Here is an 11,481-nt window from a genome sequence, read left to right as displayed (position 1 = left end):
CCCTACGGCTCCGTCCCACCAGTCACATGCATCACAGGGTGCGTGTCGCCGCGGGCTGGGTGGCGCGAGCTCAGCCCGCCGCGTCCCGCGGGGTGCGCAGGGGCAGGGTGAACCGGAAGGTGCTCCCCTTGCCGAGCTCGGACGTCAGCGACAGCGCACCCCCGTGGGACTCCGCGATGCGTTGCGCGATCGGCAGTCCGAGGCCCGTGCCCGGGACCGAGAGGGCGTTGGGGTTGGTGGAGCGGTGGAACGCCGAGAACACGTGCGCCTGGTCGGTGAGGGAGATCCCGATGCCGGTGTCGGTGACCTCGACGCTGACCTCGTCGTCGGCGACCGTCATCGACACCGTCACGGAGCCGTCCTCGGGCGTGTACTTCACGGCGTTGTCGACCATGTTGTCGATGACCCGGGCCAGCTCCTCGGGGTCGCCGAAGACCACCACCGGTGCCGCCCCGGCAGGAACGAAGCCCAGCCGTACGCCGGCCTGCTTGGCGCGGATGCTGAGCAGGTCCACGCTGGCCTCGCACAGCTCGGCGAGGTCGACGGCGCGGCGTACGGTCTCGCGCCGGCCCTGGATCCGGGAGTAGTGGAGCAGGTTGGCCACGAGATTGTTGAGGCGCAGGGCGTTGCGGATGATCGCGTCGAGCGACGTCAGGTCCGGGTGTCGGTCGGCGATCAGCTCGGCATGGCCCAGGATCGCCGTCAGCGGCGTCTTCAGCTCGTGGGAGATGGTCGCGATCAGCTCGCTGCGGTAGCGCGCCAGCTCGCGGAGCTCCTGGACCAGCCTCTGCTCGGTCTCGAGGACGCGCGAGGCACGGACGATCTGGCCCAGCAGCCGTCCCACCTCGAGGACGGCGTCGGCCTCCCCCTGCGTGAGGGGGCGGGAGTTGTAGGCGAACCCGAGCACGGCGTAGCCGACGAGCTCCTCCTGGGAGAGCAGCGGGCACACGACCACCCGCTCGGCCCGCACGCCGCGCATCAGCTGCTGCAGCCGCGCGAAGCTGCGCGGGAGCTGCGGCGAGTCCGGGTCGTCGACGCCGAGCTCGATGAGGAAGGGCAGGCCGTCGAGCTTCCCCAGCTCCTCGCGGAGCTCGGGCAGGTCGTGGTCGGGGACGAACGGGCGCGGCGTGCCGACGCCGAGGTGACTGCCCTGCGCGTCGCTGGGGTACGTGCGCAGCCACGCCTGGGTGGTGCCGAGGGACTCGGACACCGCTGCGACAGCGGTGGTCAGCGCCCGGATGAGGCCGTTCTGGGTGCCGGAGCCCGCCACCGTGGTGAGCATGCGGTCGAGGCGTACGCGGTCGGTCAGGCGCTCCCGCTCGCGAGCGTTGGACAGCGCCACTCCGGCCTGCACCGCGAACATCTCCAGCAGCTCGCGGTCGGCCTCGTTGGGCACCCGGGAGTCGGGGGGCAGGTCGACGGCCATGTTGCCGAGCAGCTCACCGCCGGCGGAGTAGAGGGGGGCGTACAGAGCGTGCTGGGGGTGCCACGCGTCGGGATCCGGGTCGGGCTCGAAGTCCGGGATCCAGGCCGCACGCAGTCGCTCCTCCGACATCCGGCCCGCCGGGACGAAGCGGAGGATGCCCCACTTGTCGGCCTCGCGGAACTCGTCGAGGATCTGCTCGGCCGGGGTCCGGCGGTGCAGGATCTGTGCGACGACCTCGGGAGGCCCGGCGACGTTGGTCATCACCAGCGTGTCGCCCTCGAGGCGCGCGATGGCAGCGACGCCGTAGCCGAGGACGTCGACGACGCCGTGCGCGATCTCCTCGAGGATGTCCTCGGTGTCGGTGGAGGAGTTGACGCGGCGCATCAGCTCGGCCAGACGACTCAACGCGCCCTGGTTGCGCGGCATCTCCACCTCCCCTCAGCCTCCCGCCAGGGCAGCCCTGGTCGTTCGATCCCCACGTCGATCCCCAAGTCGACCCCAGCTCGACTCCCGAGGCTGACTGTAGGGGTGTCAGGCCTCGATCACCACAGGAATGATCATCGGGCGACGACGGTGTGCTCGGTTGACCCAACGCCCCACCACGCGTCGTACGGTCTGCTGCAGCTGGTAGGAGTCGGTGGCGCCGTCCGCGACCGCCTCGTTGATCGCGTCGATGATCGGCTGGCGGATGTCGGCGAAGGTGGTCTCGTCCTCGGCGAAGCCCCTGGCATGGATCTCCGGCCCTGAGACGACCTTGCCGGTCACCGAGTCCACGACCACGATCACCGACAGGAAGCCCTCCTCCCCGAGGATGCGCCGGTCCTTCATCGAGGCCTCACTGATGTCGCCGATGGTCGTGCCGTCGACGAAGACGTAGCCGACCTCGACCTTGCCGACGATCTTGGCAACGCCGTCGACGAGGTCGACGACGACGCCGTCCTCGGCGAGCACGACGTTCTGGACGCCCGTGGCCCGAGCGAGGTCGGCGTTGGCGCGCATGTGGCGGATCTCGCCGTGCACCGGCATCACGTTGCGGGGCTTGACGATGTTGTAGCAGTAGAGCAGCTCGCCGGCGCTGGCGTGGCCGGAGACGTGCACGAGCGAGTTGCCCTTGTGCACGACGTTGGCGCCCAGCCGCGACAGGCCGTTGATCACCCGATAGACGGCGTTCTCGTTGCCGGGGATGAGTGAGCTGGCCAGGACGACGGTGTCGCCCTCCTCGAGGTGGACGAAGTGGTGGTTGCGCTGGGACATGCGGCTGAGGGCGGCCAGTGGCTCGCCCTGCGAGCCGGTCGAGACCAGCACCTGCTTCTCCGGCGGGAGGTCGGCCAGCTCCTTGGCCTCCACCATCACGCCCGGGGGGACCGTGAGGTAGCCGAGCTCCTGGGCGATCGCCATGTTGCGCACCATCGAACGACCGACGTAGCCGACCTTGCGCCCGTGGGCGACGGCCGCGTCGAGCACCTGCTGCACGCGGTGCACGTGGGACGCGAAGCACGCCACGATGATCCGTTGCTGGCTCTTGGCGAACACCCGGTCGAGGACCGGTGAGATGTCCTTCTCCGACGTGGTGAAGCCGGGCACCTCGGCGTTGGTGGAGTCGGTGAGGAAGAGGTCGACGCCCTCGTCACCGAGCCGGGCGAACTCGTTGAGGTCGGTGATCCGCCCGTCGAGCGGCAGCTGGTCCATCTTGAAGTCGCCGGTGTGCAGCACGACTCCGGCGCCGGTGCGGATCACGACTGCGAGCGCGTCGGGGATGGAGTGGTTGACCGCGATGAACTCGAGCACGAACGGCCCGAAGGTGATGGTCTGCCCCTCGGCGACCTCGTAGTGGACGGTCTCCTTGAGCCGGTGCTCGCGCAGCTTGGACCCGAGCAGGGCCAGGGTCAGCTTGGAGCCGACGAGGGGGATGTCGCCCCGCTCGCGCAGGAGGTACGGCGTCGCGCCGATGTGGTCCTCGTGCCCGTGGGTGAGGACCAGCGCCTCGACGGCGTCGAGGCGGTCGCGGATCGGGTCGAAGTCCGGGAGGATCAGGTCGACACCAGGGTGGTGGTCCTCGGGGAAGAGCACTCCGCAGTCGACGATCAGCAACCTGCCGTCGTACTCGAAGACGGTCATGTTGCGACCGACCTCGCCCAGTCCGCCGAGCGGGATGACCCGGAGGCCTCCGGCCGGGAGGGGGGCGGGCGCGCTCAGGTCGGGATGGGGATGACTCAAGGGTTTCCTCGGTTCGTGGGACTGTCTGGATGTGGGTCTGGAGCTCTGGATCGTGGGATCTAGAGGAGGCCGGCAGCGGCCAGGCCGCTGCGCAGGGCGGCGACCTCGTCGTCGTCCAGCGCTACCAGGGGGCCGCGGACGCGGCGGTTGTCGAGCACGCCCAGCAGCTCGAGGGCTGCCTTGGCGGTGGTGGCTCCGTAGTTGGGGACGCCCATGACGGCGTCGAAGGCGGGGACCAGCGAGGTGTGGATCCGCAGTGCCTCGGCGTGGTCACCGCGCACCCACGCGGCGATCATCGCCGCGAGCTGGTCGCCGGCGGCGTGGGCGACGACCGAGACGAGCCCGACGCCGCCGTAGGCGAGGTAGCCGAGGGTGGCCACGTCGTCGCCGGAGTAGACGGCGTAGCCCATGTCGACGAGCTGCGCGGTGCGCGGGATGAGACCGGTGGCCTCCTTGACCGCGACCACGTGGTCGTAGGCGCGCATCGTCTCGTAGGTCTCGAGCTCGATCAGGGTGGCGGTGCGGCCGGGGACGTCGTACAGCATCACCGGCAGTTCGGTCGCCTCGACGACGGAGGTGAAGTGGTGGCGCACCCCGACCTGGCCTGGCTTGTTGTAGTAGGGGGTGACCAGCAGCACCGCGTCGACGCCGATCTTCTCCGCCTGACGCGCGAGCTCGACGGAGTGGGCGGTCGCGTTGGTGCCGACGCCGGCGAGGACCATCGCGCGGTCGCCCACCGCGTCCTGGACTGCGCGCAGGATCTCGCCGTCCTCCGGGACGGACGTGGTCGGGCTCTCCCCCGTCGTGCCGCTGACGACGACGCCCTCGCTGCCGTGGTCGACGAGGTGCGTGGCGATCGCCGCAGTGCCCTCGAGGTCGACGGTGCCGTCCTCGTGGAACGCGGTGGCCATCGCCGTGAGGAGACGGCCGAACGGGACGTTGGAGCTCATGGCCGCAAGGTTATCGCTCCCCCGCGGTCGGTTCGTCGGCGGCGAGCCGCATGCTGGTGTCGATAGTGTGAGCCATGGCCTACGACGAGGTGCTGGCGCAGCGCATCCACGACCTGCTCGACGGAGAGGCGGGGGTGACGTCGAAGAAGATGTTCGGCGGGCTCGGCTTCATGCTCGACGGCCACATGGCGGTAGCGGCCAGCAGCGACGGCTCCCTGATGGTGCGGGCCGACCCGGACGACGCCGCTTCCTGGGTTTCCGAGCACGTACGACCCATGGAGATGCGCGGGCGGCCGATGCACGGCTGGTTGCTCGTCGACACGGAGGCGCTCGGGACCGACGAGCAGCTCCAGCTCTGGGTCGACCGCGGCACCGGCTACGTCCGGACGCTCCCGGCCAAGCCGTGACAATCGACCTCGTCCTGCCCGACTGGCTCACCGACGCCCACCGGGCGACCCTGGTCGAGCTCGCGGAGCGCAACGCCGCTGCCCATGGTGACGACCTCCTCGGCATCGTGCTGAGCGGCTCGGTCGGACGGGACTGCGCCACTGAGCGCTCGGACCTCGACGTGCTGGTGGTGCTGCGGGACGAGGCCGCTTCGGCACGTACGACGGACCGCTCTCCCGATGTCGACGAGATCCCCGAGCGGTGGAGCGACCTGCTGAAGGTCGCGCCCTTCGGCACCGAGGACTGGTGGTACCGCTGGTCGTTCGCCTGGGCGCCGGTGTTGCTGGACCGCACCGGAGGTGAGCTCGCCGATGCCGTACAACGCCAGGCGAGGCTGGCCCCCGACGAGGCCGACGAGCTGCTCATCGACCACGACCGGCTCGAAGGGTGGGTCAACTTCGCCTATCGGGCGCTCAAGAACGACCGAGACGGGCGGGCCCTGGAGGCGCGTCTCGACGCCGCCGAGTCGGTGCCGTGGCTGCTCGACGTGGTGTTCGCCACCGCCGGGCGGGTCCGGCCCTACAACAAGTACCTGCCGTGGGAGCTGCGCACGCACCCTCTCGACGGCTGGCCGGGTGACGAGCTGCTCGACCTTGTGGTGAGGTTGCTCGACGGCGACGCCTCCGCGGTCCGGGAGGCCTTCCCGCGCGTCCGCGACGCGTGTGCGGCGTACGACGCCGGGCGGGGGCACTCGCGCACCACCGACAGCATCCGGGGTTGGGGCTCCGAGCTGGAGATCTTCGCCCAGCGGTCCTAGCGCACCACGAGCCGGAACCGGTGGCGGACCGACGGACCGTCTCCGGAGAGCACGGCCGCAAAGGCACTGATACCCGATCGGCGGACCGTCCCGTTGATGACGATGCGGTCGCCGCGGACTCGCCACGTCAGCCCCTGCGGCAGGCGCCGGTCCACGCGGGCCTCGGCCACCGGACCGTGGAACCGGATGACGGCGCGGTACCTCACCCCGGCGCGGGCCTTCGGCAGTCGCGTCGTCACGAAGGACATCACCTCCGGCGCTTCGGGTGTGGCGGTCACCGTGGGGGTGGGGGTCGGGGTGGTTGTTGGCGTCGGGGTGGTTGTCGGCGTCGGGGTGGTTGTCGGCGTCGGGGTGGGGGTCGGGGTCGGGGTCGGGGTGGGTGGCGGTGTCGTGGCCGCGGTCGTCAGGCTCAGGGCGTACGCACCGAAGGATCCGTAGTCGCTGTAGCGACCGGCCTCCGTGGGACTGCCGAAGCCGGTGCCGTCGACGACCGCGGTGTAGGTGGCGACCGTGGAGGGCAGCTCGGCGGTCCAGGTGGCGTCCATCGAGGCGTCGGTGGCGACGTCGGCGACCGCATCGACCGTCGCGACCTCGAGGCCGAGCCAGTTGTAGACCGTGAGGCGGACGTCGAGGTTGGAGTAGCCGCCGGGGCCGGCCACCGTGAGGGTGGTGGGTCCGCTCGCGGTGAAGGTGAACGCGTCGGTGTCGGCGCGCGACGTGATGGTGCCGGGCGTCGGAGTGCCTGCGCTGATCCGCGTGGCTCCGAGCGGGGAGTCGGCGTGGTCGTCGGCAACGACGGGCGCCGTCCTCGCGATGATCGCGACGTCGTCCTCGCGGTTGTTGGCGCCGAGGTACTCCCCGCGCGACCAGTGGGAGGCGCGCTTGTTGTAGGACGCCCCCATGATCGGTCCCCATCCCTTGGCACCGGAGTAGTAGCTCGCCCCGCCGGTGATGCCGTCGTGGTTCAGCCCGAAGGTGTGGCCGACCTCGTGGCTGATGACCTGTCCGACGTTGTAGCCGCCGGTGCCGGAGCCGTTGGTGAAGACCCACGCCGGCTGGTAGGCCGTGGCGCCGACGTCACCGAAGACGTCGACGTACGCCACTCCGCCGCACGAGCAGCCAGCGCCCACGGAGTTGGTCGGCGTGATGACGACAGGCATGCCGTAGGTGTGGTCGAGGATGCTGGTGCGGGTGAGTGCCGAGGGATCGGGCCTACGGGTGGTCACGTTGACGTCGAACGCGGCGAAGTCCTCGGCCACGACCTTCCAGGCCAGGAAGATCTGGGCCCGCTCGGTCTCGCTGAACGTCGAGCGGTCGGCGTCGATCGAGTAGGCCGGCGACACGATCTCGCCGTTGCTCCACTGCGTGTTGGTGTAGCTCGCTCCGTCGAAGTCGAGGTAGACGGTGCGGTTGGAGCCGGGCCGGGAGGAGAGGTCGAAGACGTCGGCCGGCACCTGCTCCGCGGGCAGCGAGCTGACCGCGTCCTGCTGGGCCGCCGGGACGGCCCGGTCGACGACGAACACCTGGCCGCAGTCGTCGAGCCAGGAGGTCCCGTCCTCGGCGAGGTGGGAGAGCTCCTCACGCGTGAGGTCGTTCTGCTCGCGCACGGTCGCGGCGCTGACGCCGGCGTCGAGCGCGGCGTCGAGGCGTACGGGCTCCGTCAGGGCGTTCCCGGCGCACTCGAGATCGGCGGACGCCGTCCCGCGTGCCTCGGCCGGGACGTACGAGACCAGCGCGGTCAGGCCGACAGCAGCGACCATCACCACGCGCGCAGGCGCGGCGGAGCGGGGCGACCGGAGGGGCACGGCGAGGGGTTCCTTAGGACAGGGATCGAGACATCCGAGGAGGACGACAGTCCTTGATACCCCGTGTCGCGCCCGCTCGTGGGCACAATCCGACTATCCGTGGGTGGCCGCGGCCAGGATCACCGGCAGGACGTGGTGCTCGAGCATCGGCGCGAGGTCGTCGGGGTGGTCGCGCAGCGGGGTCCACCGGATCTCCGCGATCTCGGCCGAGGCGACGGGCTCGGCGTCGGACTCGACCCAGAACACCGTGGAGTGGAGCGTGTGGCCGGGCTCGTTGGCCGCCTCGGACAGGAACTCGCCGAGCAGGGTGGCCGACTCGATCGCGAGACCCACCTCCTCGTACGTCTCGCGCAGCGCGGCGTCGCGGGGCGACTCCCCCGGCTCGAGCTTCCCGCCCACGAGCATGAAGCGCTCGGTGCCGCGCTTGCGGACCGTCAGGACGCACTCGTCGCGCACCAGCGCCACGGCTGCGACGACGATGTCTGCGGTGGGCATCTGCATGGGGCGAGCCTTTCACGCTGGGGGTTCGTCCGGGCTCGGCCGGGCTCGGCGCTGGCTACGGCGCTGGCTACGGTGGGGTGACCGAGGCAGGAGGTGGGCGGGCGTGCGAACTCGGGCGGCTCGGGCGGCGGATGCGGCTGTGCTCGGTCATCTCATGGTGGACTCGTGGCTGGCCGCCCACCGTGGTCAGATGCCCGACGCGGCGTGGCAGAAGCGGGCGGCGGAGTGGACCCCGGACGTCTCTGCTCGCGGCTGGTCGCGCGTGCTGGCCGCCCAGGCCACGACGCCGGCGCGTGACGACGTCCTGCTGGTGGCCGAGGACGATCGCGACGCGATCATCGGTCTCGTCTACGGCGTGGTCGCCGACGACGTTCCCGGTGGCACGACCGGGGAGGTTGCTGCCCTCTACGTCGCCCCGGACCGCCAGCGTGAGGGCGTCGGCGCCTCGTTGTTGCGCGCCGTCGCTGGAGAGCTCGGCGACCTGGGCGTCGTCACGCTCCGCCTGAGTGTCCTGACCGCGAACCTGCCTGCCCGGAGCTTCTACGAGTCGATGGGCGGTCTCGAGGTCGGGCACGGCACCACCGACGAGGAGGGTCACCTCCTGCCCACCACGGCGTACGAGTGGGCTGACGTGTCGGTGCTTCGGGCAACCTGAGGGACGTCCGATCCCGCCATGGCGTGTCGCCAGGGGCTGGCCGCGGGCGTCAAGGACCCAGGTCCGCGCGATGCTCCTCGATCCACCGGATCTCCTCCAGATCACGATCCTCTGCACCGTCCGCGACCCACGTCCGCTGGGGCTCGATCCCGCGATCGGCCATCTCGCGCCGTTGCCTGATCACGGACCGGATCCTCTCGGTGACGGCGTCCACCACGTCGAAGTCCGGAAGGTCGCCGTATGCGGCGACGAAGGCGCGCACGCGTGCCCGCCGATCGGGGACGACCGGGAAGTGGTGCCAGTGGGTGGCGTGCTGGTCGGGGCGCAGGGGTGCGAACCAGCGCAGCGCGTACGCCACGTCGTCCAGGCGCGGGCCGGGGTGAAGGTAGTCCCAGTCGATCAACCCGACGACCTCATTGTCGCGCCAGATGAAGTTCCACGGGCCTGGGTCTCCGTGGCAGTACACCGTGTCGTCGCAGGCGATCGCAGGCGCACCCCACACCGCGTCCGGCGGTGGGGTCCAGTCCGCGCCCACGTCGTGGATGACTCGCAGCAGGCGCGCGGCTGACGTCAGACCCCGGTCCGTGTGCTGGTGGAACCACCCCTCGCCACCGCCCGCTCCTGGGATGAGGCGGAGCCGCTCGATGCCGCCGCGGACACCGAGGGGCTCAGGAACACTGTCCAGGCCCTTGGCTCTCAGGTGCCGCAGGAAGCTGTGCACGGTCTCGGTGCCCGGACCTGCCGGGCGAGACACGACGTCGGGACCGACCACGACGGGCCGATGCCGCGCGTTGGCCTCGGCCGCGCGGTCGGCCGCGTCGAAGGGACCCTCCTCGGCGTCGTCCCTCGCGTCGTCGCTCGCCTCGCCCCTCGCCTGGTCCCTCGCCTCGTCCATGGACGCACCTTCGTGCGTCGTCGGCGCGCGAGCAACGGGTTTGCGGCCGGTCAGTCCGTGCCTGTGGCCCGATCACCGGGTGGTGTCGGGCTGTGGGGCGGTCAGGTTCGTCGACGCTTGGGTGGTGGTGCGGGGCGCAGGGTGTGGGGGTCGGTGGTGATCTGGGTGCCGGTGGGCAGGGTCCACTCGTACGACCCATCAGCCAGGCGTCGGTAGGCGAACCGGCCGAACGTCTTGGCCCGGTGGTGCCGCCGGCACAGCGGGGCGAGGTTGTCGGGATGCGTCTGGCCGGGCGGGCCGCCCTGGTCCATCGGGACGTATTCGTCGACGTGGTCGAGATCGCAGACCTCCGCCCGGCGCCCGCAGCGCGGGTAGACACACGTCTCGTCGCGCAGCCGGACGGCCTCGGCCATCCGCGCCGGCGGGTCGTGCTGGTCCACCGCCGGCATCGCATGGATGTCGAGGACGGGCTTGATGGTCACCGTGCCCGCGGTCAGCAGCCACGAGTGCAACCGGGCCGTCAGGACGGGGCCGAGCTTGGGTGAGCGGGCGACCCCGTCGCGACGCAGCAACCCGCTCCCGTCGGGGTCGGTGTCGGTGTCGAGGAGGTCGCGGTCGGTGACGTGGAACACGACCACCGCCTCACCACCAGCCGTGCCGCCGTCCCGCCCGCCGCCACCAGACCAGCCGCGGAACGGGGTGGGGGTGGCGTAGGCGGCGTCCTCGGCGACACAGACCGCGGGGTCGTGGTCCGGGTCGAGGGGTCGGTCGGGGTCGGCGATGTCGGCAGCGGCCAGCAGGTCGAGGGCCTGCTGCGGGTCCGCGAGCACCCCCACCGCGTGCGCACGCCGGACACCGAGGTCCCCGGGATGACCCAGCGCGCGCATGGTGGCGGCCATCGTGGACACCGTCGAGTCGAACGCGGCCGCATCCGCGGTGTCGAGGGTCATGAACACCTCCGACGAGCCGGGCGCACCTTCCTCGTGGTGCACCTCCACCCGACGCGCCGCCAACGCCTGATCGTGGTCCGCGATGGCCCGGTCCGGGTCGGCGTACAGGCGGGCCTCGTGGACCAGCACCCCCACCCGGTGCGGGTTCAGCCGCCGTGGCCGCCACGACAGCAGCCGGTCCGCATGCGCTGCTGCGTCCACGTCCAGGTCGCGGGACTGCCGGGCGGCCTCCCGCCCCAGGTGGACCGGGACCCGCAGCTCCTTGACCAAGGCCCAGGTGCGTGGCAGCCGGTGGGCCAGGTCGAGCACGTCGCCGACCAGGGACAGGGTCGCCTCGTGCGAGATGTCGAGGACCGCGGCGAGCTCCGTCACCGCGAACTCCGCCACCGCTGGCGTCCCGTCACCCGCGATCGGGGTGGCCCGCTCCCCGAACAACGCCGCCGCCGACCCAGGCGTGTGGATGATGTCCGACCTCCAGCCCGCGGCGTCGTCCTCACCAGCCGGGACGTGGGCGTGCGCCCACACCAACGCAGCCTCCAGCACCTCCACCTCCGCCCGCCGGCGGACGGTCATCGCATCCCGCGCACGGTCCAGCACCGAACGCGTGCCGGCCGGGCTGTTGAGCGCCGGGGTGGTGGTGGACATGCATCCATCCTCCCAGAGCCCACCGACACTCCGACCTGCGCCAACGCATCTGTGGAGAAGTGTTCTCGAACAAGATCACGAACCCGGGAACCGGTTTCGTGACGGTCGCTGCGCGACCTCCTCAACCAACAAACCCGGCCTGCGCGACTGTCGAGATGCAGCAGAGATTGACGAGCCGCCCGCCGCGAACTTTGCAGAGATCCCCGAATTCGGCCGACGTCGTCAAGGCGTAG

10 protein-coding genes are annotated in these 11,481 nt (G+C 71.1%); 3 read left to right on the top strand and 7 right to left on the bottom strand.

Annotated features, from left to right (window positions below):
- Window positions 1-70 precede the first annotated feature (70 nt).
- The 3 genes from J3P44_RS06670 to dapA form a co-directional block, all read right to left on the bottom strand.
- Window positions 71-1,852: a GAF domain-containing sensor histidine kinase gene (locus J3P44_RS06670; RefSeq protein ID WP_255889482.1), complete on the bottom strand. Its 1,782-nt coding sequence runs from the start codon at window positions 1,850-1,852 to the stop codon at window positions 71-73.
- 105 nt (window positions 1,853-1,957) lie between these two features.
- On the bottom strand, window positions 1,958-3,643 hold the full coding sequence (locus tag J3P44_RS06665; protein WP_255889481.1) for a ribonuclease J: 1,686 nt from the start codon (window positions 3,641-3,643) through the stop codon (window positions 1,958-1,960).
- Between the two features lie 59 nt (window positions 3,644-3,702).
- Window positions 3,703-4,593 (bottom strand): 4-hydroxy-tetrahydrodipicolinate synthase, encoded by an 891-nt coding sequence (gene dapA / locus J3P44_RS06660; protein WP_255889480.1) that lies wholly within the window; start codon window positions 4,591-4,593, stop codon window positions 3,703-3,705.
- A 74-nt stretch (window positions 4,594-4,667) separates the two neighbouring features.
- Between dapA and J3P44_RS06655 the strand changes: the two genes are divergently transcribed.
- The gene (locus J3P44_RS06655) at window positions 4,668-5,000 is read left to right on the top strand and encodes a TfoX/Sxy family protein (protein WP_255889479.1); all 333 of its coding nucleotides are present in this window, start codon (window positions 4,668-4,670) and stop codon (window positions 4,998-5,000) included.
- Window positions 4,997-5,797, top strand: coding sequence for a nucleotidyltransferase domain-containing protein (locus tag J3P44_RS06650; RefSeq protein ID WP_255889478.1), 801 nt, complete (start codon window positions 4,997-4,999; stop codon window positions 5,795-5,797). Before J3P44_RS06655 ends, J3P44_RS06650 begins: the two co-directional genes overlap by 4 nt.
- On the opposite strand, the gene J3P44_RS06645 is transcribed toward J3P44_RS06650, so the two are convergent.
- A complete protein-coding gene (locus J3P44_RS06645) occupies window positions 5,794-7,602 on the bottom strand; it encodes a zinc-dependent metalloprotease family protein (protein ID WP_255889477.1) in 1,809 nt (602 codons plus the stop codon). The genes J3P44_RS06650 and J3P44_RS06645 overlap by 4 nt on opposite strands.
- Window positions 7,603-7,695: 93 nt before the next feature.
- On the bottom strand, window positions 7,696-8,103 hold the full coding sequence (locus J3P44_RS06640; RefSeq protein WP_255889476.1) for an NUDIX hydrolase: 408 nt from the start codon (window positions 8,101-8,103) through the stop codon (window positions 7,696-7,698).
- Window positions 8,104-8,206: 103 nt separating this feature from the next.
- Between J3P44_RS06640 and J3P44_RS06635 the strand changes: the two genes are divergently transcribed.
- Window positions 8,207-8,758, top strand: a complete 552-nt coding sequence (locus J3P44_RS06635; RefSeq protein ID WP_255889475.1) for a GNAT family N-acetyltransferase — start codon at window positions 8,207-8,209, stop codon at window positions 8,756-8,758.
- A gap of 49 nt (window positions 8,759-8,807) precedes the next feature.
- Here the strand turns inward: J3P44_RS06635 and J3P44_RS06630 are convergent, their stop codons facing one another.
- Together J3P44_RS06630 and J3P44_RS06625 are read right to left on the bottom strand one after the other, a co-directional pair.
- On the bottom strand, window positions 8,808-9,653 hold the full coding sequence (locus tag J3P44_RS06630; RefSeq protein ID WP_255889474.1) for a phosphotransferase: 846 nt from the start codon (window positions 9,651-9,653) through the stop codon (window positions 8,808-8,810).
- Between the two features lie 101 nt (window positions 9,654-9,754).
- A complete protein-coding gene (locus J3P44_RS06625) occupies window positions 9,755-11,248 on the bottom strand; it encodes an HNH endonuclease signature motif containing protein (RefSeq protein ID WP_255889473.1) in 1,494 nt (497 codons plus the stop codon).
- Window positions 11,249-11,481 lie beyond the last annotated feature (233 nt).

It is taken from the genome of Nocardioides astragali (assembly GCF_024436375.1).
Lineage (GTDB): Bacteria > Actinomycetota > Actinomycetes > Propionibacteriales > Nocardioidaceae > Nocardioides > Nocardioides astragali.
The sequence above is the reverse complement of the archived record's forward strand: the minus strand, read 5'-3'. Positions and strand labels throughout refer to the sequence as shown.